We start from the raw sequence: 23,060 nt of genomic DNA on the forward strand, positions 1-23,060 counted from the left end.
TGGTCACGGCGTCGCCTTGCGGGCCGTGGCGAACCGGGGGCGGTTGTTGAGGTCGGGGTGGTCGGCCGCGTCGGCCCAGCCCCGCTCCTCGGTGAAGATCCACGGCACCTGGCCGCCCTGGGTGTCGGCGTGCTCGATGACGACGACGCCGCCGGGGCGCAGCAGCCGGTGCGCGGTGCGCTCGATGCCCCGGATGAGGTCGAGCCCGTCCTCGCCGGAGAACAGGGCCAGCTCGGGGTCGTAGTCGCGGGCCTCGGGGGCGACGTACTCCCACTCGGTGAGCGGGATGTACGGCGGGTTGGAGATGACCAGGTCGACCTGGCCGTCGAGGTCCGGGAAGGCGGACAGGGCGTCGCCCTGGCGCAGGTCGACGCGGGAGCCCTCCACATTCTTGCGGGTCCACCGCAGGGCGTCCTCGGACAGCTCGACGGCGTGCACGCGGGAGCGCGGCACCTCCTGGGCGAGCGCCAGCGCGATGGCGCCGGAGCCGGTGCACAGGTCGACGATGCAGGGCTCGACGACGTCCATGGCGCGTACCGCGTCTATCGCCCAGCCGACCACCGACTCGGTCTCCGGCCGGGGCACGAAGACACCGGGGCCGACCTGGAGCTCCAGGTAGCGGAAGTAGGCGCGCCCGGTGATGTGCTGGAGCGGCTCGCGCTGCTCGCGGCGGGCGATGACCTCCCAGTACCGGGCGTCGAAGTCGGAGTCCTTCACGGTGTGCAGGGCGCCGCGCTTGACGGCGTGCACGAAGGCGGCCAGCTCCTCGGCGTCGGTGCGCGGGGAGGGCACTCCGGCGTCGGCCAGCCGCTGGGTGGCCTGGGCCACCTCCGCGAGCAGCACGCTGCGGGGGCTCGGGGGTCGCCCCCCGAAGTCTTGCTGCACGCTTCTCCTCCGGTCCTCGTGCGTGGTCCTGCCGGGCGTTCTTACGCGTTCGCGAGCTTCGCCGCCGAGTCGGCGTCGACGCACGCCTGGATCAGCGCGCTCAGGTCGCCGTCCAGCACCTGGTCCAGGTTGTACGCCTTGAAGCCGACGCGGTGGTCGGAGATGCGGTTCTCCGGGAAGTTGTACGTACGGATCTTCTCGGAGCGGTCCACGGTGCGCACCTGGCTGCGGCGGGCGTCGGCGGCCTCGGCCTCGGCCTTCTCCTGGGCGGCGGCGAGCAGCCGGGAGCGCAGGATGCGCAGGGCCTGCTCCTTGTTCTGGAGCTGGCTCTTCTCGTTCTGGCAGGAGGCGACCACACCGGTGGGCAGGTGGGTGATGCGCACGGCGGAGTCGGTGGTGTTGACCGACTGGCCGCCGGGGCCGGAGGACCGGTAGACGTCGATGCGCAGGTCGTTCGGGTTGATCTCGACGTCCACCTCCTCGGCCTCGGGGGTGACGAGCACGCCGGCGGCGGAGGTGTGGATGCGGCCCTGGGACTCGGTGGCGGGCACGCGCTGGACGCGGTGCACCCCGCCCTCGTACTTCAGGCGGGCCCACACGCCCTGGCCGGGCTCGGTCGCGCCCTGGCCGCCCTTGGTCTTCACGGCGACCTGGACGTCCTTGTAGCCGCCCAGCTCGGACTCGGTGGCGTCGATGATCTCGGTCTTCCAGCCGACCCGCTCGGCGTAGCGCAGGTACATGCGCAGGAGGTCACCGGCGAACAGGGCGGACTCGTCGCCGCCCGCGCCGGCCTTGATCTCCAGGATGACGTCCTTGTCGTCGCTCGGGTCACGGGGGACCAGCAGCAGGCGGAGCTTCTCGGTGAGCTCCTCGCGCTGCTTCTCCAGCTCCTTGACCTCGGCGGCGAAGTCGGGGTCGTCGGCCGCGAACTCGCGCGCGGTCTCGATGTCGTCCCCGGTCTGCTTCCAGGACCGGTACGTGCCGACGATCGGGGTCAGCTCGGCGTAGCGCTTGTTGAGCTTGCGCGCGTTGGCCTGGTCGGCATGGACCGACGGGTCGGCGAGCTTGCTCTCCAGATCGGCGTGCTCGGCGACGAGTTCCTCGACGGCCTCGAACATCTTTCGGCTCCTGATACGGCGGGTGAAGGGCTGGCGGGCGACCAAAAACGCCGGTCCCTGGTGCGCCCCGCGAGGGGCGCGACCGTGGACCGGCGGTTCGGGGGCTCGCTACTTCTTGGAGCCGGAAGCCTTGCCGAAGCGGGCCTCGAAGCGGGCCACACGGCCACCGGTGTCGAGGATCTTCTGCTTGCCCGTGTAGAACGGGTGGCACTCGGAGCAGACCTCGGCACGGATGGTGCCGGAGTCGATGGTGCTACGAGTGGTGAACGAGGCGCCACAGGTGCAGCTGACCTGCGTCTCGACGTACTCGGGGTGGATCTCGCGCTTCAAGGTGTCTCCTAGGTTTCGGGAGGGCGCCGGGTCGCCACCGCGGGATGCGGGCGCGTGAACCGGAGCCGACGTACCAGTCTGCCAGGACTGGCGCCATCCCCCAAAACCGGGGGTGGGGCTGTTCTATTCCCCCGGGCCGTGCGGACGGCCCGCAGCGGGCTCGGCGGGCCCGGGGGAACCGGGCGGGACCGGGGACCCGAGGGGGCTCAGGGAGTGACGACGCCCTTGGCCCCGCCGGTGGCCGTGCCCGTGGTCGCCGAGTCCGGGATCGGCTTGTCGTCCTTCAGGGCCGTCCAGATCCGCTGGGCCTTGTGCCGCTCCAGCAGGACCCGGTTGGGGTCGGCGGGGTCGTACTGGACGGGCATGGTGACCATGTGCAGCCGGGAGGCGCTGATGCCCTTCAGGCCGCCCGCGAAGTCCGCGAGGGAGTTGACCGAGCCGAGGTCGGAGTCGGTGGTGACGGTCCTGGTCGCGGTGTCGGCGAGGTCGTAGAGCTTCTTGGGGTTGCTCAGCACGCCGACCTGCCGGGTCTGGGCGATCAGGGCCTTCACGAACGCCTGCTGGAGCTGGATGCGGCCGAGGTCGGAGCCGTCGCCGACGCCGTGCCGGGTGCGGACCAGGCCGAGCGCCTGCGCGCCGTCGAGGGTGTGCGTGCCGGCCGTGAGGTCCAGGTGGCTGTTCGGGTCCTGGATGGCGCGGGTGGTGGTGACGCGTACGCCGCCCAGGTCGTCCACGAGGCGCTCGAAGCCCGCGAAGTCGACCTCCAGGTAGTGGTCCATGCGGATGCCGGTGAGCGACTCGACGGTTCTGACCGCGCAGGGCGCGCCGCCGGTGGCGTAGGCCGAGTTGAACATGACGTTGCGCGCGGCCGGGTACGTGTGGCCCTTGGTGTCGGCGCAGGCCGGGCGGTCGATGAGGGTGTCGCGGGGTACGGAGACCACGGACGCCTTCTTGTGGCCCTTGTAGAGGTGGACGATCATCGCCGTGTCGGAGCGGGCGCCGCTGTCCGCCGCGCCGCCGCCGAGCTTGCGGTTGGCGCCGGCACGGGTGTCCGAGCCGAGGACCAGGATGTTCTGGGAGCCGTTGTCGGCCTTGGCGGGCCGGTCGCGGCCGAGCACCTGGTTGATGTCGATGCTGCGGATGTTGCCGTTGAGCTTGAAGTAGACGTACCCGGCGCCGGCACCGGCCAGCACGACCACGCCCGCGGCCGTCCAGGCCGTGGCGAGCAGGGCCTTGCGGCCCGCGCTGCGGGGCTTGCGGCGGCGCCCCTTGCCCCGGTGGCGGGGGCCGTTTCCGGTCTCCGGTATGCCGGGCTCCGGCGTGCTCTCGGTGGACACTGCGCTCCTAGGTCTCGTCCGTTCGGTTACCCCCTGCGATCAGGGTCGGGAGCGGTCATCACCACTCCATCGTCGCTCCGCCTGGTAGAACAGGGAAACTCGGGACAGGCTCGCACAAAGCGCTGCGCCACCCGGTACGACAGCGGTCACCTTCCGTGATCAAGACACCGGACCGTCTCCGCGTTCACCTGCGCTTTCTCGTAAGGGGCCGTACCGAGGGAAGTCGGTACCGAACGTCACACCTGTGGCAAAGGTCTCCCGAGAGCCGTCCGCACGCAAAAGGGGCCGCCCCCGTCGCGTGTGCGACGGGGGCGGCCCTCAGATCCCGAGGGGTGACTCAGCGGGGCTCAGTCGTTGTTGCCGGGAGCCGGCGTGGTCTTCTGGATCTGGGTGAGGAACTCGATGTTCGACTTCGTCTGCTTCATCTTGTCGAGGAGCAGCTCGATCGCCTGCTGCTGGTCGAGCGCGTGCAGCACGCGACGCAGCTTCCAGGTGATGGCCAGCTCCTCGCTGCCGAGCAGGATCTCTTCCTTACGGGTACCGGACGCGTCGACGTCCACCGCCGGGAAGATGCGCTTGTCGGCGAGCTTCCGGTCGAGCTTGAGCTCCATGTTGCCGGTGCCCTTGAACTCCTCGAAGATCACCTCGTCCATGCGGGACCCGGTGTCGACGAGCGCGGTGGCGAGGATGGTCAGCGAGCCGCCGTCCTCGATGTTGCGCGCGGCACCGAAGAAGCGCTTGGGCGGGTAGAGCGCCGTGGAGTCGACACCACCGGAGAGGATGCGGCCCGAGGCCGGGGCGGCGAGGTTGTACGCACGGCCCAGACGCGTGATCGAGTCGAGCAGCACGACGACGTCGTGACCCAGCTCCACCAGACGCTTGGCGCGCTCGATGGCGAGCTCGGCGACCGTGGTGTGGTCCTCGGCCGGGCGGTCGAAGGTCGAGGAGATGACCTCGCCCTTGACCGACCGCTGCATGTCGGTGACCTCTTCCGGACGCTCGTCGACCAGGACGACCATCAGGTGGCACTCGGGGTTGTTGTGCGTGATCGCGTTGGCGATCGCCTGCATGATCATGGTCTTGCCGGTCTTCGGCGGGGCCACGATCAGACCGCGCTGGCCCTTGCCGATCGGCGACACGAGGTCGATGATCCGGGTCGTCAGAACGCCCGACTCGGACTCCAGGCGCAGACGGTCCTGCGGGTACAGCGGCGTCAGCTTGTTGAACTCCGGCCGCCCACGGCCGTTTTCGGGCGCCATGCCGTTGACGGAGTCGAGGCGGACCAGCGCGTTGAACTTCTCGCGGCGCTCGCCCTCCTTCGGCTGGCGGACCGCGCCGGTGATGTGGTCGCCCTTGCGCAGACCGTTCTTACGGACCTGGGCGAGGGAGACGTACACGTCGTTCGGGCCCGGCAGGTAGCCGGAGGTGCGGATGAACGCGTAGTTGTCGAGGATGTCCAGGATGCCCGCGACGGGGATCAGGACGTCGTCCTCGTTGACCTGCGGCTCGGCGATCTCGTCGCGGCCACGACGGCCACGGCGGTCGCGGTAACGGCCGCGACGGCCACGGCGGCCACCCTCGAAGTCGTCGTCGTCCTGCTGCTGCTGACGGTCCTGCCGGTCCTGGCGGCCGCCCTGCTGCTGACCCTGCTGACGGTCCTGGCGGTCCTGTCGGCCACCGCCCTGCTGGTCGTCGCCCTTGCCCCGGCGGTCGCGGTCGCGCTCGCGGCCACCCCGGTCACGGTCACGGTCGCGGCGGTCGCGGCGGCCACGGCCCTCGCCGTCACCCGCGTCACCCTTGCCCTCGTGCGACTGCTGGGCGTCGCCCTTCGGCTCGCCCTTGTCGCCCTTGGTCTCGGCGGACTCGGCGGCGGCCGGGCTGCCGGCGTCGGCGGTGGCACGACGGCGGCGGCGCTCGTTCGGGGCGTCCTCGCCCGCGCGCTCGGCGGCGGGCTGGCCCGGGATGTCGATCTGCTGCGAGGCGGCGGCCTTGTCGGCGGCCGGCTGCGCGGACTTCTCCGCCTTCGCCTCGGTGGCGGCCTCACCCGTACGGGCCTTGGAGGTGGCGCGGCGCTTGGGCTTGGTCTCCTCGGCGGCCTCGGCCTTGGGGGCGCTTCCCCCGGCCTGGGCCTCCTTGATGACCTCGATGAGCTGGCTCTTGCGCATCCGCGCGGTGCCCCTGATGCCGAGGCCCGAGGCGACCTGCTGGAGCTCGGCGAGCACCATGCCCTCGAGGCCGGTACCGCGGCGCCGCCGGGAGCCGGCACCGGTGGCAGGCGCGGAGTCCGTGGCGGGCGCGGCAGCGGTCTCCTCGACACGTGCGCCCATCAGATCGGTGGTGTCGCTCACGAAGGGTCCTTCCCTGGAGCGGACGTCGGCCTGTCTGGCTCGGCGACCGGTTGTGCTGTCCGGCATCGGTTCTGTAGGTAAGTACCGAGCCGGGGCGGTGGTCCGCCTTGAAGCGGCGGAAGAGAAATTTCTGGTGATGGCGCTCCCGCGAGCCGTGACACTCGGTGTCACGTGGCGCGGCGGCGCCGATTCCGGAGCGTGCCCAAGGACTAGCTCAGTGCCCCCATCCGACGTACTGCCCAAGTACGGCGCACGGAACACGGAGTGGCTCGGGAGGCTCCCGGAAGAATGTCTGTCCCGGACGGGGACACGAAGCACCTCGCCATGGTGGGGTCGGGTGCAGACTTGAGATTAACACTACCGGATGCAACAAACATTCCCCCTCTCCAAATCCGGCAACCGGGTGTCAGGGCGCAAGCGGCAGCACGCAAGCTCCCTGTGTGTCGAGGCTCAGCCGGTTGGCCGCCCAGTCGCCGCCCGCCAGGGCTTCCACCTTGTCGGCGGTCGCCTCGTCGGTCAGCGCCATGACGGTGGGCCCGGCCCCGGAGATGACGGCCGCGACGCCGTCCGCGCGCAGGCGTTCCACCAGTGCGGCGCTCTCCGGCATGGCGGGCGCGCGGTACTCCTGGTGCAGCCGGTCCTCGGTGGCGGGCAGCAGCAGCTCGGGGCGCCGGGTGAGGGCCTCGACGAGCAGCGCGGCACGGCCCGCGTTGGCGGCGGCGTCGACATGGGGGACGGTGCGCGGGAGCAGTCCGCGCGCGGTCTCGGTGAGTACGGGCTTCCCGGGCACGAAAACCACCGGAACGATGGAACGGTCGGGGTCCATCCTGATGGCGCGCGCGGCGCCGGACTCCAGCCAGGAGAGGGTGAACCCGCCGAGCAGACAGGCCGCGACGTTGTCCGGGTGACCCTCGATCTCGGTGGCCAGCTCCAGCAGCGCGGTGTCGTCGAGGCGGGCCTCGCCGCCTATGGTCACCGCGCGCGCGGCGACGATGCCGGCGCAGATGGCGGCGGAGGAGGAGCCGAGACCGCGGCCGTGCGGAATGCGGTTGGCGCAGACGATCTCCAGCCCGCGCGGCTGCCCGCCCAGCAGGTCGAAGGCGGTGCGCAGGGCGCGTACGAGCAGATGGCGCTCGTCGCGCGGGAGCGTCTCACCGCCCTCGCCCGCGATGTCGATGTGCAGCCCTGAGTCGGCGACCCGGACGACCACGTCGTCGTACAGCCCCAGTGCCAGGCCCAGGGCGTCGAAGCCCGGACCGAGGTTGGCGCTGGTGGCGGGGACGCGCACCCGGACGGCGGCGGCGCGGAAGGCGGGACCGGCCATCGCTCGAAGTCTCTCCTTGAGCTGCGTGACGGACGTGATTGCCGAACGGCCCGCGAGGGGCATCCGGTGCGGACACTCGATGACGTGCGAAAACCCTTCGGGCCGCCTGGGACGCGCGGCCCCGAGCCACACGCGTGGGCATATGCGGTGAGCGGGTTACCCACAGCCTATCGAAGGAAGGTTCCACCGCGACATAGGGCGCACAGGAGGCGCACGATGCGTGTCGCAAGCCCCCTGTGCACCCTTCGCGGTGCCGGGCGTCAGGCCAGGCCGAGGCGCTCCGCCGCGATGGACGCGTCGACCGGCACGGTGACCGGCGGCGGGGCGCCGGCCACGGCCCAGTCCGGGTCCTTCAGGCCGTTTCCGGTGACGGTGCAGACGATGGTCTGGCCGGGGTCGACCTTGCCCTGTTCGGCGGCCTTGAGCAGTCCGGCCACCGAGGCGGCCGAGGCGGGCTCCACGAAGACGCCCTCCTGCGCGGCCAACAGCCGGTAGGCGCGCAGGATCTCACGGTCCGTCACCTCGTCGATGTGACCACCGGACTCGTCCCGTGCGGCCAGCGCGTAGCTCCAGGAGGCGGGGTTGCCGATCCGGATGGCGGTGGCGACGGTGGAGGGGTCCTTGACGATCTCGCCGCGCACGATGGGCGCGCTGCCCGAGGCCTGGTAGCCCCACATGCGCGGGGTGCGGGTGGCCGGGCCGTCGGCGGCGTACTCCCGGTAGCCCTTCCAGTAGGCCGTGATGTTGCCCGCGTTGCCGACCGGGAGGACATGGATGTCGGGGGCGTCACCCAGCATGTCCACGATCTCGAACGCGGCCGTCTTCTGGCCCTCGATACGCACCGGGTTGACCGAATTGACCAGCGCCACCGGGTAGTTGTCGCTCAGGCCGCGCGCGAGGTCGAGGCAGTCGTCGAAGTTGCCGTCGACCTGGAGGATCTTCGCGCCGTGCACGAGGGCCTGGCCCATCTTGCCGAGCGCGATCTTGCCCTGCGGGACGAGCACCGCGCAGACCATGCCGGCCCGCACCGCGTAGGCGGCCGCGGAGGCGGAGGTGTTGCCGGTGGAGGCGCAGATGACCGCCTTGGCGCCCTCCTCCTTGGCCCGCGTGATCGCCATGGTCATGCCCCGGTCCTTGAACGAACCGGTGGGGTTGGCCCCTTCCACCTTGAGGTGGACCGCGCAGCCCGTGCGCTCGGAGAGCACCTGCGCGGGCACGAGAGGCGTGCCGCCCTCGCGGAGCGTCACGACCGGCGTGCTGTCGCTGACCGGCAGCCTGTCCCGGTACTCCTCGATGATTCCGCGCCACTGGTGGGTCATTGCCGCTTACTCCCCTTCAACCCGCATGATGCTGGCGACACCCCGCACGGTGTCGAGCTTGCGCAGCGCCTCCACCGTCCCCGTCAGGGACGCGTCGGAGGCCCGGTGCGTGACGACGACGAGGGACGCCTCGCCGTCCTTCCCCTGCTGCCTGACCGTATCGATGGACACCCCGTGCTCGGCGAAGACCGTGGCGACCTGGGCGAGGACACCCGGTTTGTCCGCGACGTCGAGGCTGATGTGGTAGCGCGTGACGACGTCCCCCATCGGGGAGACGGGCAGCGCCGCGTACGCCGACTCGCCGGGCCCGGTGGTGCCGTTCAGGCGGTTGCGGCAGACGGCGACGAGGTCGCCGAGGACGGCCGAGGCGGTGGGCGCGCCGCCGGCGCCGGGGCCGTAGAACATGAGCTGCCCGGCCGCGTCGGACTCCACGAAGACGGCGTTGTACGCGCCGCGCACCGAGGCCAGCGGGTGGCTGAGCGGGATCATCGCGGGGTGGACGCGGGCGGTGACCGAGGCGCCGTCCTTGGCCCGCTCGCAGATGGCGAGCAGCTTGATGGTGCAGCCCATCTCCCGCGCCGAGCGGAAGTCGGCCGCGGTGACCTCGGTCATGCCCTCGCGGTGCACGTCGTCCAGGCGGACGCGGGTGTGGAAGGCGATCCCGGCCAGGATGGCGGCCTTGGCCGCGGCGTCGAAGCCCTCGACGTCGGCGGTGGGGTCGGCCTCGGCGTACCCGAGCGCGGTGGCCTCGTCCAGGGCCTCCTGGTAGCCGGCGCCGGTGGAGTCCATCTTGTCGAGGATGAAGTTGGTGGTGCCGTTGACGATGCCGAGCACGCGGTTGACCTTGTCACCGGCGAGGGACTCGCGCAGCGGGCGGATCAGCGGGATGGCACCGGCGACGGCGGCCTCGTAATAGAGGTCGCGGCCGTGCTCCTCGGCGGCGGCGTGCAGGGCGGCGCCGTCCTGGGCGAGCAGGGCCTTGTTGGCCGAGACGACGGAGGCGCCGTGCTCCAGGGCGGTGGTGATGAGGGTGCGGGCGGGCTCGATGCCGCCGATGACCTCCACCACCACGTCGATGTCACCGCGCTTGACCAGGGCGGTCGCGTCGGTGGTGACGAGCGCGGGGTCGATGCCGTCGCGCACCTTCGATGGCCGTCGTACGGCGACCCCGGCCAGTTCGACCGGGGCGCCGATGCGGGCGGCGAGGTCGTCGGCGTGCGTCGTCATGATGCGCGCCACCTCGGAGCCGACCACTCCACAGCCCAGCAGCGCCACCTTCAGCGGACGCGTACGCATCATCCGACCTCGTTTCCTCTCACCGTCTACGGTTTGACCAGTCTCACTCACCGGACGGGGCTTTCTACCCTTCGTCCGGATCGTGAGACGTCTGTTTCGTGTTCCCGGACGGGGCCTCCGGCGGCCCCGGCGGGGTTCAGCCGACGTCGAGCCGGAGCAGGTCCTCCTCGGTCTCGCGCCGGACGATCACCCGCGCCTCGCCGTCGCCGACCGCGACGACCGGCGGGCGCAGGACGTGGTTGTAGTTGCTGGCCATGGACCGGCAGTAGGCCCCGGTGGCCGGTACGGCGATCAGGTCGCCCGGCGCCAGGTCGGCGGGGAGGAACGCGTCCTTGACCACGATGTCCCCGCTCTCGCAGTGCTTGCCGACGACGCGGGTGAGCATGGGCTCGGCGTCGCTGGTGCGCGAGACGAGGGCGACGCTGTACTCGGCGTCGTACAGCGCGGTGCGGATGTTGTCCGACATCCCGCCGTCGACCGAGACGTAGGTGCGCAGCGACTCCAGCGGCTTGACGGTGCCGACCTCGTACAGCGTGAACGCGGTCGGCCCGACGATGGCGCGGCCGGGCTCGACGGAGATACGGGGGACGCGCAGCCGGGCGGCCTCGCACTCGCGGGTGACGATCTCGGTGAGCGCCTTGGCGATCTCGTGCGGCTCGCGGGGGTCGTCGGAGCTGGTGTAGGCGATGCCGAGGCCGCCGCCGAGGTCGATCTCGGGCAGCTCGACGCCGTGCTCGTCGCGGATGTCCTTCAGCAGGCCGACCACACGGTGTGCGGCGACCTCGAAGCCGGACATGTCGAAGATCTGCGAGCCGATGTGGCTGTGGATGCCGATGAGTTCGAGCCCGTCGAGGGTGAGGGCTCGCCGTACGGCCTCCGCGGCCTGGCCGCCCGCGAGCGGGATGCCGAACTTCTGGTCCTCGTGGGCGGTGGCGATGAACTCGTGGGTGTGCGCCTCGACGCCGACGGTGATCCGGATCTGCGCCTTCTGGCGCTTGCCGAGTTCCTGGGCGATGTGGGCGACGCGGACGATCTCCTGGAAGGAGTCGAGCACGATACGGCCGACGCCCGCCTCGACGGCCCGGCGGATCTCGTCGGTGGACTTGTTGTTGCCGTGGAAGGCGATGCGCTCGGGGTCCATCCCGGCCGACAGCGCGGTGGCCAGCTCGCCGCCGGAGCAGACGTCGAGGTTGAGCCCCTCCTCGTCCAGCCAGCGCACCACGGCGCGGGAGAGGAACGCCTTGCCGGCGTAGAAGACGTCGGCGTCGGTGCCGAACGCGGTGCGCCAGGCGCGGGCCCGTGCCCGGAAGTCGGCCTCGTCGAGGATGTAGGCCGGGGTGCCGAACTCCTCCGCGAGCCCGGTCACGGTGCGGCCGCCGACGGTGAGGACACCGTCCTCGTCCCGGCTGACGGTACGGGCCCACACCTTGGGGTCGAGGGCGTTGAGGTCGGCCGGCGGGGCGGAGTAGTGCCCCTCGGTCAGGACGTCGGCGTGACGGGGCCCGGCGGGGTGGGCGGAACGGCTCATGAGTGGCTCTCTGCTCTCGGATCTCAGAGGTGTTCGGGTGCGTCGATGCCGAGCAGGGACAGGCCACCGGCGAGCACCGCCCCGGCGGCTTCGGCAAGCGCCAGCCGGGCACGGTGGGCGGCCGTGGGTTTCTCCTCCCCGACGGGGAGTACCTCCGGGAGAAGGGGGAGGAGCGCGTCGGCGACGGTGAGGAGGTGCCGGGCCAGGCGGTCGGGGGCGTGGGCCGTGGCGGCGGTGGTGAGGATGCGGGGGTGGTCGGTGAGGGGGGTCTGGAGGGGGTGAAGGTGGGGGTGGGGGTGGGGTTCGGCGGGGGTGCCGGGCACGGAGGCGGAGGGGGATCGGGTACCGGTCGCGGAGACACCGGAGGGGGCGTGGCCTGCGTCGGAGCTTTCGGGGCCGGGGCCGCCCGAACCCGGACCACCGGCACCGGGGGCACCGGGGGCACCGGGGGCACCGGCAGCGGGGGTACACGCGGCGTGGACCTGGGCCCCGGAACCGGGTTCGCCGGTGCCGGCAGCACCGGTACCCGGCCGGGCGGCGACGCCGCCGGCGGAGCCGACGGCACGCGCGGCGTGGACGCCGGACCTCGGTACGCCCGCGTCGGCCGTGTCCGGGTACCCGGCGGAGCCCAGGTGGAGGTCGCCGGGTTCCGCGGCGAAGCCGAGGTCGCGGGCGTTGCGGGTGAGGGCGCGTACGCGGGCGTGGGCGTAGCGGACGCGGAAGAGGGGGTTGATCTCGCGCTGCACGAGGTGGTCGGCGGTGATCCGGGGCCGGTCGTGCGCGGCGGGGTGCAGCAGGGCCCAGCGGGCGGCGTCGGCTCCGAGCGGCGCGGGGTCCTCCGGCGCCGGTACGGGCCGCAGATTGACGGGCTCGCCGTGCTCGATCTCCGCCCGGCCGCCCTGGGTGGCCACCAGCCGCGCGACGGAGTCGGCGACGACCTCGGCACGCACCTCGTACGGCACCCGCAGCACCACGGTCCGCCCGGCGAGGGCGTCGCCGTGCCCGTACTCCGTACCGCGCTCGCGGATCTCGCGGACGAGCCCGGTGAGGAGTTCCTCGCGCGTGCGAAGGGTGATGTTGAGGAACCCGGGCCCGGTGACGACGACGACGTCCACGCCTTCGGCGTCGAGGAGCCGCGCACGCAGGATCTCGGCGACGCGCAGCGGGGGCAGGCCCGCGGGGCGGGCGAGGCGGAGGGCGACGTTGGTGGCGAAGTCACCGCACCCGCCGGGGCCGGGCTCGGTCACGGTGACCCGTTCGGGCAGGTCCACGCCCAGCTCACCGGCGTCCACGGCACGGCGCACCGCGTCCAGGACGGTACGGGAGAGCTCGGCGGGGGTCACGGGACAAGCCTAGGGGAGGTGGGAGGGGCGGACCGGTACGGGTGGCTAGCCGCCGAAGCAGACCCCGTCGGCCAGCCCGCTGGCGCCGTCTCCCCCATGACGCCGGTCGCTCCGCTCCAGGAGCCCCTTGACGAGGCGGACCAGCTCGTCGGGCTCGAAGGGCTTGGGCAGGAACGCGTCGACGCCGGCATCGAGCCCGCTCTCGACCTCGTACTGGGTGCACGCACTGATGATGGCGAGCGGGAGGTCGCGCGTACGGGGGTCGGCGCGGAGGCGGGCGGCGGTACTGAGCCCGTCGAGACGGGGCATGACGACGTCGAGCGTGACCACGTCGGGGCGCACGTGATGCACCACGTCGAGACACTCGGCACCATCGACCGCGGTCACCACCTCAAGCCCTTCCAGCTCGAGATTGACCTTGATCAGCTGCCGGATGCCCTTGCTGTCGTCCACAACAAGCACCCGGCCAGACGCGCCTGACACAACTCGAGAGTAGGTCGGGGCGGGGGGCCGCGTCCCGGTTTTCCCGACTTCTCGCTCTGACGGGGGAGGGGCGGGTGTGGGTGGACGTGGAGGGGGTGGTGGGGCGGGGTGCCGGGGGCGGGTGGGCCACCGTCGACCACGGCCGAACCCTGAGCGCTTCCCCATACCGGCGGGCCGGCCGAGCAGCGAAGCGAAGCCCTGAACACGATGCCCCTCCCGGCTCGACCCCGCCTGCGCAAACCCGTTCCTGATCACCCCAGAAGACCTGCTAGGGTTCTACCCGTCGCCGCAAGCACCAGCTCAGCGGCCGACACGCCCCCGTAGCTCAGGGGATAGAGCAACGGCCTCCGGAGCCGTGTGCGCAGGTTCGAATCCTGCCGGGGGCACCTTGGATTAGGTGCCCAAAGACCCCGTCACCAGCGGAAACGCTGAGGCCGGGGTCTTCGCGTATGTGCAGGCAGATGCAGCCCGGGGCGGCTCTATGTCGGGGTCTGTGGACGAGGCGCGGACGGGATCTTCGAGCGTTCCCGCAGGTGACACCCCAAAAGTCGAGCAGACTGCTGCACGAGCAGTTCCATGGACGAGTTGGGGGATCTCGTGGACGTGACCACGCTTGCCGTCGCGCTGATTAGCGTCGGGGGAGCATTGGGCGGGACTCTGGGCGGAGCGGTGCTCAGCCAGCGCGCCAGTCGTGACCAAGCCGCGGAGCAGAACCAGCGCACCGACCATGAACGGGCACAGGAGCGCACTGATCAAGCACTGCAAGCCAAGCGCGATCTCTATGCTCAGCTGAACACTGCGGCTCGCGCCTACCGGGTCGCCGCCCGAGACGCCGTCCGAGCAGCTGAGCGCGGTGAAAGCAGCGAGTCGGCAGCGCTTGACGCCGCCAAGGACGCTTGGGGCGACCAATACTCACAGGCGCAGATGACGCTGTCGAAGGACGTTCTGGAAGTGGCTTCGACCCTGAACAGGGCGCTCGGCGTCGGGTACTCAGTCGTCAAGCAGCTGCCGATCAGCTCCGACCTTGACGGGGCTTACGAGCGCGCAAAGACATGGTTCAGCCGTCCGCTGTCCGATGGCGTGTACCTGTTGAGGATCACACTGCGACATGATCTCGGCGTCGAGGTCGACCCGAATTTCGACCAAGCTCGTACACAGATGCTCAACGCGCTCGACACCTCGCGCAAACACCTGGAGCGGCAACTCGCCGCAGAGGCAGTTCAGGCCCCCAGGGCAAACTGAAAACGGAAAAAGGCGAGGCCCCTGGCCAAGATGCCAGGGGCCTCGCGCGTGTACACCGTGATCACACTTGGATCTCCCAAACCAGGGTCCCGTCTCCCTCGTAGAGCTCCAGGCAGTAGCTCAACCCGAGGCCCTGGAGTACTCCGCCGAGCTCGTCAAAACGCTGTGGGTCTACGACACCGTTCAGCAGAATGTCTGGACCGTCGATCGGGTCGATCTCCAGCTGACACCAGCTGGTTTCCACTTCGTAGCCGTGCCAGGAAGACGACCTCGAACGCCATCCGGCACGCACGAAGTGCTGGGCTACCTCAGAGGCATCCCGGCAACCGCGCACGACACCACATGCGTTGTTGCCGGCCTCCACCCATTCAGGGGCGAGCTCTCGACCATCTTCGGATATGTCCACGCCGGAAGTATGAGCCCCAGGTCCCATGCGATCACTGGTATTCGCGAAGCAGGTCCTCGATACGCCGGTTGGCTACGTCCTGCCGCCCATCAAGGCACTTCGCGTAGCGGGTCAGCAGGACCTCAACGCTGCCGCCAGCACGCTCGGCGACCTCGGTGGGGTCGACGCCAGCGTTGAGCCATGCCGACAGCGCCGAGTGCCGAAAATCGTACGGACGACTTGCGAGCGGCGAGGCCGCGGCGGCCGGCGGGAGAGCAAGGAGCCGAGCCTCCTGCCAGACCCGGTAGCAGGTAGAGGACGGGACGACCGGACCCTACTGTGAGGCATCTACCTGCGTAACGGACGGCATAGCGGGCTCGGCGTTCCAGCTCACCCACCCGCGTCGCAACGAGGCTTCCGCCACCGACCACTGCGCCAGCGGCAGAGGCCTCGGGTCAGTCGCGCTCACCCTCTTCCGCCTGCTCCGCCTGCTCCGCCTCGATGGCGAGAACAGCTTCTTCGGACAGCCTTCCAGTGAGAAGATCACGGATCCGGGCACGGGATACGTCCGCTGCTGTTTTGCTCGGCGTCGGCATGTTGTCCGGATGGGCCCACCAACGGCCCGGATGCAGTTCGTCCCAGGCGGGGCGGTAACTGTCCTTACGCCGATTGGCTCCGGGGTCGTGGTTTCCGAAGCCGTCGACGATGCTGTTCCACACTGGCCGATGGTGCTGGATGATCACCCGTTCCGCGATGCTCACGAACGCCTCGATCGCGACCAGGTACCGAACCCGGAAGTCCGAGATCTCCAGGTCGCGGACCTGGTGGAGCGACTGCTTGTGCTCGTAGATCCGATCCCACAGTGTGGTGGCATCGGGCTTCTCCTCAGCAGTGCCCTTCCGCACGCCTGCGGGCCGGGCCTGCCCGACATATACAGGAACGCGGCAGTCTGGCGAACTAATCTCAGCATACAGAGGATTCGCCCCGCAGTAGTACAGGGCGTAGATGCCACTCCCATGTACCGGACTGACCTCATCCAGCGGCTCTGGTGCCCGATTGCGAAGTTCTGCCTCTACGCTGCGCCCAAGATTTTCTAGGTCCAATGGATTAAATGGGGCGAACTGGCGCTCTTTCGCCGCATCTCGCCATGCTTTCGACTTGCGAGGCTTCTTTGGGGGCTTCTGTGGCGGGGGGAGACTCTCGCTCAACGGATCAGGTGAAACTGACAACTTGTACTCGGTCCTCCGGCTCGTACGGTTTACTGGCTCGCCTTCTCACTGCTGCCAGACGTCCACAACGCCGGTGCTGCGGTAATAGCGCCGGGCGCTCGGATAGTCCTCCACCTTCGGGTACATGATCAGATATCCGGGGAGGGCGGTGATTTGCCACTTGTCCGGAAGCCGCGCTGCTATCACCCTGAGGGCCTCATCCGCCGTCGCGTCCACCTCGGGAATCTTCACGACTATGTCGTCGAACTCGGATGAAGCTTGGTAGCGGAATACGTACGGAAGGAGCGTTTTCGTCTCCTGAAGCAAGACGGAGAGTGACACGACCTCGTCCGCATGTGCGCGTTGGGTTAGCAACTCCGTCAGCTTGTACTCCAGGTCGATCGGGTGCTCGTGATCGAAGTGACCCTCGTCCACCTCGGTCGTGTCACGCCGCTTGCCGGGGTCGTTGTTGCCAAACCCGTTGTAATTCCACGGAACTTGCCCCTGCCCTCTGTGCTCGTTGATCAGCAGGCGCTCTGGAGCGACCGCCCCGAAGTCCTCATCGACGTAGAGACAGGTGAACGTCATCTGATCGAGAGATATGTTCGTGCGGCCGGAGATCTTCCGGAAGTGCTTATCGATCCGTTGAGGGAGGCTGCGATCGGCCTTGCCGACGTAGACGAGCTCCTCGTCCTTGTAGAGCTGGTACACGCCGGGCAACGATCGCAACGACCGGATGTTCTCCATGGTGAGAGGTGCCGGCGTCAGCCTCTTCAGTGCGGCCGCAAGCTGGTCTCCGAGCGCTTTGGTGATGCTCAACTTGAACTCGGCGTGGTTCTCCAGCGACACGACCAGGGCCTCCTGCGCATGCGACGAGTGATCGTCGTCACTCTATCCGGTGAAGTTGGGGGCCACGGTGCCAGATTCCCACGAAGGCTCACTTGATCCATAACTCCGCGGTATGGTTTTCCCATGTCTGAGCTGCGAGAGAAGCATCCCGAGGTGGGTACCTGTGTCGAGTTGTTCGCTGGCGGCGGCGGCCTCGCCATGGGGGTCCATAACGCTGGCTTCCGACCGCTGCTCGTGAACGAGTACGCCAAGCGGGCCATCGAGACCCTCCAGACGAACGAGATGCCGGGGGGCGGGAAGTGGCCGCTGAAGCCGGGTGACGTCCGCCTACTACGGAACGACTTCAAGGACCTGAGAGGCAAGGTCGACGTTCTCGCTGGCGGGCCACCATGCCAGCCGTTCAGTCTGGGCGGCGTCGCCAAGGGGACGGAGGACGAGCGGAACATGTTTCCGCAGATGTTCCGCGCCATCCAAGAGATGCGACCGAAGGCCGTCATCTGCGAGAACGTTCGGGGTCTGCTCCGGAAATCGTTCAACCCCTACTTCCAGTACATCCTCAACGAGATGAGGCTCCCCTTCGTCGAGCGTGAGAAGGACGCAACGTGGGAGGAACACAACGAGGTTCTGGAGAAGCTGCTCGCCAACGACTCGGTGCCCGCCTCCGAGCGTTACATCGTGCAGCATCATCCCGTGAACGCCGCTGATTTCGGTGTCCCACAGATCCGGCAGCGGGTCGTGATCGTCGCCTTTCGTGCCGACCTCGGATTGAACGATGCCGAATGGGACAAATTTGCACCGAAGGACACGCACTCCGACGAGGCGCTGATCCATTCCATGCGTGAGGGCGGAGAGTACTGGGCCCGCCACCGGGAGGTCTCGGAGGCAGCGAAGGCTCGCGCCATCGCGAATCTGCCGAAGCTCAACTACAACAACCCGAAGACCAAAGAGAAGCTCACCCTTCGGCCGTGGCGGACTCTTCGGGACGCGATCCACGGTGTTGACGAGTTCGAGGGACGCTCCCTGCCGCCAGTCAGCGAGGAGGCGGTCAACGGTAAGGAACAGGTGGGGGTGATCTCCGACCACTTTGGGTGGCCTGGCGCCCGGGTCTACACCGGGCATACCCCCAACCTCCTTGACCGGCCGGCTAAGACTGTCAAGGCTGGTGTGCACGGCGTCCCCGGCGGTGAGTCCGTGATGATGATGGACGACCCGACGTTCGATGGAAGCGGCTACCGATACATGACGGTCCGCGAGACCGCGCGAGTTATGACCTTCCCGGATGAGTGGACGCTCGCTGGCCCGCGTGGCGAGAAAATGAGGCAGCTGGGGAACGCTGTGCCGGTGAAGCTGGGCACGGTGTTCGCGGACGCAGTCGCCGCCGCCCTGAACTCGGTCGGTGCCCTGGAGAAGTCATGACACAGGAGGCGGTCGGCACGCAGCGGGGCTGGAATGATCGGCTGCCGCCCGCGAAGGCGTACAAGGCACGTCCCGGTCTGCCCCGCGACAAACGCAGCGCCGAGCAAGACAGAGCCGCAGGGGGCCGACACCGCCGAGCCGTGCCGCTCGACGATGGCTCTTGCGCCCGCGGGTCCATCCAACTCAGACTGTTCCGGAGTACTCGCCGTATCCGTGCGTACCTCCGTTGGTCGGACAATGGGGAGACGAGGGAGAAGTACGTCTGCGAGGTACACGAACCGACGCGTAGGGCGAACCTCACTCTCGCGTGGGCGAAGGCACGGGAAGCCGGCACGGTGATTGACGAGCTCCTCCCTCCGAGTTCGACGGCCTCGTCGGTCTCCGTTCGCGCGGTCATGACCGCGAACAAGGGCAAAGACACCAAACCGGAGCTGAAATTGCGCACCGCCCTGCACCGCAGAGGGCTGCGCTACCGGGTGGGTATTCGCCCGCTCCCCGAGCTGCGACGCACAGCGGACGTCGTCTTCCCCAAAGCCAAGGTAGCGGTCTTCGTCGACGGTTGCTTCTGGCACGGCTGCCCAGATCACTACCGACCTGCCAGAAAGAGCGGCGCGGAGTGGGGGCAGAAGATCAAGGACAATCGAGACCGCGACGCATCCACCACAATCGCGCTCAAGGATGAGGGCTGGATGGTGCTCCGCTTCTGGGAGCACGAGGATCTAGAGCTTGCCGCCGAGGAAATCAAGGCGACAGTTGAGTGCCGTAGAGCCGCACTCTGATACCCACAACCCACCTGCGTTGCGTGGGGCTCCGCAGCCCCCTTCGGCCTCGCCTAATGACCCGAGGCCCCCCGCCTAACTGCAGGCGCCCAGGTAGGGAGCCGCGCATGCTGCGGCCAGCCATCCGTGGCCGAGACCCGAACCAGCCCGCAGGCAGACCGCGACACCGGGCGCGCAAGTCCCCGCACGCCACCGCAACTTGGCCGCACCGGTTGACGATCAACTCCGCAAGGTCAACCCCCGCGCCGAAACGTTGCCCCTCACTCCGGCAACTCCACCACCCTCTCCTCATCCTCATTCGCCGCATAAGGATGCACAGGCGAAACCGGCGTGTACGGCGTGAACCACGTGTCCGGGTCGTCCGGGGTCGGAGGCTGGGGTGGGGTCGGGGGGTGGAGGGTGGTGGCGAAGGTTTCCAGGGCCTGGGTTACCTCGTCCGACAGGAGGCTGTAGAGGTCGGCCGTCACCTCCGCCTGGTTCAGCAGGGACTTCAGGAGGAGTTCCTCGGCCAGGCAGGTGGGGTGGTCGAACGGGGGGCGGGTGAGGCGGCCCGTCAGGGTGATCGCGGTGACCGTGAGGCGGCGGGTGAACAGGACGGTGTACGCGTCCGTCAGGTGCGGGGGCAGGTCGTCCAGGATCATGAACGTCGCGTTGCTGCGGGCGACCGTGGGGCCGTCGTCCTCCAGGGCGGCCAGGTCGGTGAAGAGTTCGTCCACCAGGAGGTCGATCGCGTAGACCACGGCGCCCGCCGCTATCTCCGCCGCCTCCTTGCCGACCTCGCAGTCCGTCACCGACTCGTGGTGGCCGAAAGCTTCCAGGGTGAACGCCGAGAGCGTCGGGGCCAGTTCGCGGAGCCTCGTGCGCATCGCCTGGCTCTCCGAGTGGCCGGGGCTGTCCGGGGGCGCGGGGGTGGTGCCCGCCGCGTGGCGCCGGGCGCGTTCCGCCGGGTCGGAGGGTGGGGCGTCGGGGCCGCCCGCCGCGTCCAGGCTCTCCTGGAGGAGTTCGGAGTTCAGCTCCACCGCGCAGCGGGTCAGGCGCCAGTCGGCCAGCGGCTCGGTGCGCTCCATCAGCTCCGTCACCACCTCCCGCGCCGCGTCCTCCGCGAACTCCAGCGCCGGGGCGTCCACGAACAGCTTCAGCAGGGCCCCGCCCGCATGGGCGGCGATCACGTCGTCCAGCAGGTCGACCTCCATGCCGTCCGGGCCCTCGACCGCCTCCAGCGAGTCGAAGCCCTTGCGCAGCAGGAAGACGACTCCCTCCCGGCGCAGCGCGTCGAGTTCCGGAGCCCCCTGGGGCGGGGCCATCGCCACGGTCACCACGTATGTCACATGTTCATCGTGCCTGAGGGTGCGCCGTTCGGGGAGGTGAATCCGAGGTACGGGATGCCGCCACGTGCGCGGGCGCCGACCCTGAGCACGTGGTTCGGCCACGCACCGGCCCCCTGTGCCGACGTCGCCGGGCCCGGCGACACGCCCCAACTCGCGGGGCACGGGCGGCCAGGTGGCCGAGATCGCCGGCGCGGGCGGAACGGGACCGGGAGGGGGGGGACGGCACGAGTGGGGTGTGCCGGCGTGAGCAGGGCGAGGTGACGAGGGTCTCCCGTTCAGGCCCGACCACCTCAAGCCCGCCGCTTCAGCCCGACCACCTCAGACCCGACCGGCTAAAGCCCGACCGCCTCAGACCCGACCGCCTCAAGCCCGCCGCCTCAGCCCGACCGCCTCAGCCCGACCGCCTCAAGCCCGATCACCTCAAGCCCGACCACCTCAGACCCGACCACCCCAAGCCCGACCGCCTCAGCCCGACCACCTCAGACCCGACCACCCCAAGCCCGACCGCCTCAAGCCGACCGCTTCCCCGAAGCCGCCTTCTTCGCCGTCGGCTTCTTCGCGGGCGTCTTCTTGGCCGCGGACTTCTTCGCCGCCGCCTTGGACGTGGACTTGGCCGTCGACGCGGACCTGGCCGTCGACTTCGTCGCCTGCTTCCCCGCCCCGGCCCGCTCCCCCGCCTTCGACGTCGACTTCCGCGGGCTCGCGGTCTTCTTCGCCGCCGCCTTCCCCGTCGTGGCCGTCGACTTCTTCGCGCCCGTCTCCTTGGGGGTGCCCCGGCCGTGCAGGTTCCTGACCTCCGCCTCTCCGCCCCGCGACTCGCGGGCCTCGCGGACGCTCTTCTCCAGCGCCGCCATCAGGTCGAGGACCTTGCCGCTGCCGGCCGGGGCGGGGGTCTCGGGCGGGGCCTCGCCGGCGGCCTTGGCGGCGATGACCTCCTCCAGGGCCTCGCGGTACTCGTCGTGGAGCTCGGACATGTCGACCTCGCCCAGGGTGTCCATCAGGGCGTCCGCGAGGTCGAGCTCCTTGTCCCGGACGGTGACGTCCACGTCCGGGGCGACGCCCTCGGGGGCGCGTACCTCGTCCGGCCAGAGCAGGCCGTGCAGGACGATCACGTCGCCGACCACGCGCAGCATCCCCAGCCGCTCCCGCCCGCGCAGCGCGAACTTGGCGATGGCGACCTTGTGGCTGCGCTTGAGGGCCTCGCGCAGCAGGGTGTACGGCTTGGCGGCCGGGGCTCCGGCGGCGGCGATGTAGTACGCCGCGTCCATCTGGAGGGGGTCGACGCTGTCGGCCGGTACGAAGGCGACGATGTCGATCGTGCGGGCGGTGGGCAGCGGGAGGTGGGAGAGGTCGTCCTCGGTGATCGGGATGATCTCGCCGTCGGCGCCCTCGTACGCCTTGCCGATCTCGGACTGGGTGACCTCGCGGTCCTCCAGTTCGCAGACCTTGCGGTAGCGGATGCGGCCGTTGTCCTCGGTGTGGACCTGGCGGAAGGAGACCGCGTGGTTCTCGGTGGCGTTCACCAGCTTGATCGGGATGCTGACGAGGCCGAAGGAGATGGCGCCGTTCCATATGGATCGCACGTGCCGGGTCCCTTCCGTACGGTTCCGGTTTATCCCATTCGTCCCGTTTCTGGGATTGTCATCCTATGACGCCAGTGACGGAGGTGGAGGGGCGGCGGGTCACGCTCAGCAACCTGGACAAGGTGCTGTACCCGGAGACCGGCTTCACCAAGGCGGAGCTGGTGCACTACTACGCCACCACCGCCGGGGTGCTGCTGCCGCATCTGCGGGACCGGGCGGTGTCCTTCCTGCGCTATCCGGACGGCCCCGGCGGACAGGAGTTCTTCACCAAGAACGTGCCGCCGGGTACGCCCGACTGGGTCACGACCGCCGAGGTCCCCCGTTCGGCGGGCGCGGCGCGGATGGTGGTGGTCCAGGACCTGCCGAGCCTGGTCTGGGCGGCGAACCTGGTGGCCGAGTTCCACACCCACCAGTGGCGGGTGCGGAGCCCGGACGAGGCCGACCGGCTGGTCTTCGACCTCGACCCCGGCTCGCCCGCGACGGTCGTCCACTGCTGCGAGGTCGCGCTGTGGCTGCGCGAGCGGCTCGCGGTGGACGGCATCGAGACGTACGCCAAGACCGCTGGGTCCAAGGGGCTGCACCTGCTGGCGGCCGTGCGCGGCGGTTCCTCGCAGGACGCCAGCGACTACGCCAAGGCGCTCGCGGTGGAGGGTGAGCGGGCGATGCCCGGGCTGGTGCTGCACCGGATGACGCGCAGCCTGCGGCCGGGCAAGGTGTTCGTCGACTGGAGCCAGAACGCCGCCCGCAAGACCACGGCCGCTCCCTACACCGTGCGCGCCCGCACCGCCCCCGCCGTCTCCACGCCCGTCACCTGGGAGGAGGTCGAGCGCTGCCGCGAACCGGCCGACCTGGAGTTCCTGGCCGGGGACATCGCGCCCCGGCTGGAGCGGTACGGGGACCTCCTCGCCGGCCTGCTGGACCCCGACCGGGCCGCGCCGCTGCCCTGACACCCGGCTGCG

Annotated in this window: 20 protein-coding genes, 1 tRNA gene and 1 pseudogene; 5 read left to right on the forward strand and 17 right to left on the reverse strand. The window is 69.8% G+C overall.

Translation table 11 applies throughout. The annotated features are described in order from the left end of the window. Positions 1–3 precede the first annotated feature (3 nt). The 11 genes from prmC to HEK131_RS24955 all read right to left on the reverse strand — a co-directional run bounded on the left by prmC (position 4) and on the right by HEK131_RS24955 (position 13,311). Entirely contained in the window at positions 4–843 is an 840-nt protein-coding gene (prmC, locus tag HEK131_RS24905) for a peptide chain release factor N(5)-glutamine methyltransferase (RefSeq protein WP_217461629.1), read from the reverse strand. Between the two features lie 83 nt (positions 844–926). Beyond that, complete coding sequence (gene prfA / locus HEK131_RS24910) at positions 927–2,003, reverse strand: peptide chain release factor 1 (RefSeq protein WP_217461623.1); 1,077 nt, start codon at positions 2,001–2,003, stop codon at positions 927–929. A gap of 108 nt (positions 2,004–2,111) precedes the next feature. Next, positions 2,112–2,333, reverse strand: a complete 222-nt coding sequence (rpmE, locus tag HEK131_RS24915; RefSeq protein WP_161145758.1) for a 50S ribosomal protein L31 — start codon at positions 2,331–2,333, stop codon at positions 2,112–2,114. 206 nt (positions 2,334–2,539) lie between these two features. Next, entirely contained in the window at positions 2,540–3,670 is a 1,131-nt protein-coding gene (locus tag HEK131_RS24920; RefSeq protein ID WP_217461624.1) for an LCP family protein, read from the reverse strand. Between the two features lie 347 nt (positions 3,671–4,017). Next, positions 4,018–6,018, reverse strand: a complete 2,001-nt coding sequence (gene rho, locus HEK131_RS24925) for a transcription termination factor Rho (RefSeq protein WP_217461625.1) — start codon at positions 6,016–6,018, stop codon at positions 4,018–4,020. A gap of 406 nt (positions 6,019–6,424) precedes the next feature. Further along, entirely contained in the window at positions 6,425–7,342 is a 918-nt protein-coding gene (gene thrB, locus HEK131_RS24930) for a homoserine kinase (RefSeq protein ID WP_244337092.1), read from the reverse strand. A 260-nt stretch (positions 7,343–7,602) separates the two neighbouring features. Beyond that, positions 7,603–8,661, reverse strand: a complete 1,059-nt coding sequence (gene thrC / locus HEK131_RS24935) for a threonine synthase (RefSeq protein WP_161145762.1) — start codon at positions 8,659–8,661, stop codon at positions 7,603–7,605. Positions 8,662–8,667: 6 nt separating this feature from the next. Beyond that, complete coding sequence (locus HEK131_RS24940; RefSeq protein WP_217461627.1) at positions 8,668–9,960, reverse strand: homoserine dehydrogenase; 1,293 nt, start codon at positions 9,958–9,960, stop codon at positions 8,668–8,670. A gap of 133 nt (positions 9,961–10,093) precedes the next feature. Then, positions 10,094–11,485, reverse strand: a complete 1,392-nt coding sequence (gene lysA, locus HEK131_RS24945; RefSeq protein WP_244337093.1) for a diaminopimelate decarboxylase — start codon at positions 11,483–11,485, stop codon at positions 10,094–10,096. A 23-nt stretch (positions 11,486–11,508) separates the two neighbouring features. Next, positions 11,509–12,828 (reverse strand): ArgS-related anticodon-binding protein NrtL, encoded by a 1,320-nt coding sequence (nrtL, locus tag HEK131_RS24950; RefSeq protein WP_244337094.1) that lies wholly within the window; start codon positions 12,826–12,828, stop codon positions 11,509–11,511. Between the two features lie 45 nt (positions 12,829–12,873). After that, the gene (locus tag HEK131_RS24955) at positions 12,874–13,311 is read right to left on the reverse strand and encodes a response regulator (RefSeq protein WP_244337095.1); all 438 of its coding nucleotides are present in this window, start codon (positions 13,309–13,311) and stop codon (positions 12,874–12,876) included. Between the two features lie 314 nt (positions 13,312–13,625). Here HEK131_RS24955 and HEK131_RS24960 point away from each other — a divergent pair. Together HEK131_RS24960 and HEK131_RS24965 are read left to right on the forward strand one after the other, a co-directional pair. Continuing rightward, positions 13,626–13,697 (forward strand) — tRNA-Arg (locus tag HEK131_RS24960). Between the two features lie 190 nt (positions 13,698–13,887). Further along, the gene (locus tag HEK131_RS24965; protein ID WP_244337096.1) at positions 13,888–14,553 is read left to right on the forward strand and encodes a hypothetical protein; all 666 of its coding nucleotides are present in this window, start codon (positions 13,888–13,890) and stop codon (positions 14,551–14,553) included. 61 nt (positions 14,554–14,614) lie between these two features. Here HEK131_RS24965 and HEK131_RS24970 read toward each other — a convergent pair whose 3' ends face one another. From HEK131_RS24970 to HEK131_RS24985, 4 genes and pseudogenes are all read right to left on the reverse strand, one after another. After that, positions 14,615–14,959, reverse strand: coding sequence for a hypothetical protein (locus HEK131_RS24970; protein WP_244337097.1), 345 nt, complete (start codon positions 14,957–14,959; stop codon positions 14,615–14,617). Between the two features lie 31 nt (positions 14,960–14,990). Beyond that, positions 14,991–15,272, reverse strand: a pseudogene (locus tag HEK131_RS24975) (tyrosine-type recombinase/integrase); the annotation flags it as partial. Between the two features lie 121 nt (positions 15,273–15,393). Then, the gene (locus HEK131_RS24980; protein ID WP_432215711.1) at positions 15,394–15,978 is read right to left on the reverse strand and encodes an Eco29kI family restriction endonuclease; all 585 of its coding nucleotides are present in this window, start codon (positions 15,976–15,978) and stop codon (positions 15,394–15,396) included. Between the two features lie 234 nt (positions 15,979–16,212). Next, complete coding sequence (locus HEK131_RS24985) at positions 16,213–16,995, reverse strand: GIY-YIG nuclease family protein (RefSeq protein ID WP_244337098.1); 783 nt, start codon at positions 16,993–16,995, stop codon at positions 16,213–16,215. Positions 16,996–17,118: 123 nt separating this feature from the next. On the opposite strand from HEK131_RS24985, the gene HEK131_RS24990 reads away from it, so the two are divergent. Then, a complete protein-coding gene (locus tag HEK131_RS24990; protein ID WP_244337099.1) occupies positions 17,119–18,411 on the forward strand; it encodes a DNA cytosine methyltransferase in 1,293 nt (430 codons plus the stop codon). A 395-nt stretch (positions 18,412–18,806) separates the two neighbouring features. Further along, the gene (locus HEK131_RS24995; RefSeq protein ID WP_244337100.1) at positions 18,807–19,190 is read left to right on the forward strand and encodes a very short patch repair endonuclease; all 384 of its coding nucleotides are present in this window, start codon (positions 18,807–18,809) and stop codon (positions 19,188–19,190) included. Between the two features lie 260 nt (positions 19,191–19,450). On the opposite strand, the gene HEK131_RS25000 is transcribed toward HEK131_RS24995, so the two are convergent. Beyond that, positions 19,451–20,518, reverse strand: coding sequence for a hypothetical protein (locus HEK131_RS25000; RefSeq protein ID WP_244337101.1), 1,068 nt, complete (start codon positions 20,516–20,518; stop codon positions 19,451–19,453). A 509-nt stretch (positions 20,519–21,027) separates the two neighbouring features. Next, a complete protein-coding gene (locus HEK131_RS25005) occupies positions 21,028–22,101 on the reverse strand; it encodes a Ku protein (RefSeq protein WP_244337102.1) in 1,074 nt (357 codons plus the stop codon). Between the two features lie 65 nt (positions 22,102–22,166). Between HEK131_RS25005 and ligD the strand changes: the two genes are divergently transcribed. Then, positions 22,167–23,048 (forward strand): non-homologous end-joining DNA ligase, encoded by an 882-nt coding sequence (gene ligD, locus HEK131_RS25010; RefSeq protein WP_244337103.1) that lies wholly within the window; start codon positions 22,167–22,169, stop codon positions 23,046–23,048. Positions 23,049–23,060: the final 12 nt, after the last annotated feature.

The sequence above is a fragment of the Streptomyces seoulensis genome, assembly GCF_022846655.1.
Classification (GTDB): domain Bacteria; phylum Actinomycetota; class Actinomycetes; order Streptomycetales; family Streptomycetaceae; genus Streptomyces.

Excerpts from the sequence above, each read along its gene's own strand:
- thrC (WP_161145762.1), bottom strand. The coding sequence starts at position 8,661 with ATGACCCACCAGTGGCGCGGAATCATCGAGGAGTACCGGGACAGGCTG.
- HEK131_RS24940 (WP_217461627.1), bottom strand. The coding sequence starts at position 9,960 with ATGATGCGTACGCGTCCGCTGAAGGTGGCGCTGCTGGGCTGTGGAGTG.
- HEK131_RS24995 (WP_244337100.1), top strand. The coding sequence starts at position 18,807 with ATGACCGCGAACAAGGGCAAAGACACCAAACCGGAGCTGAAATTGCGC.
- lysA (WP_244337093.1), bottom strand. The coding sequence starts at position 11,485 with ATGAGCCGTTCCGCCCACCCCGCCGGGCCCCGTCACGCCGACGTCCTG.
- ligD (WP_244337103.1), top strand. The coding sequence starts at position 22,167 with ATGACGCCAGTGACGGAGGTGGAGGGGCGGCGGGTCACGCTCAGCAAC.
- HEK131_RS24990 (WP_244337099.1), top strand. The coding sequence starts at position 17,119 with ATGTCTGAGCTGCGAGAGAAGCATCCCGAGGTGGGTACCTGTGTCGAG.
- prfA (WP_217461623.1), bottom strand. The coding sequence starts at position 2,003 with ATGTTCGAGGCCGTCGAGGAACTCGTCGCCGAGCACGCCGATCTGGAG.
- HEK131_RS24965 (WP_244337096.1), top strand. The coding sequence starts at position 13,888 with ATGGACGAGTTGGGGGATCTCGTGGACGTGACCACGCTTGCCGTCGCG.
- thrB (WP_244337092.1), bottom strand. The coding sequence starts at position 7,342 with ATGGCCGGTCCCGCCTTCCGCGCCGCCGCCGTCCGGGTGCGCGTCCCC.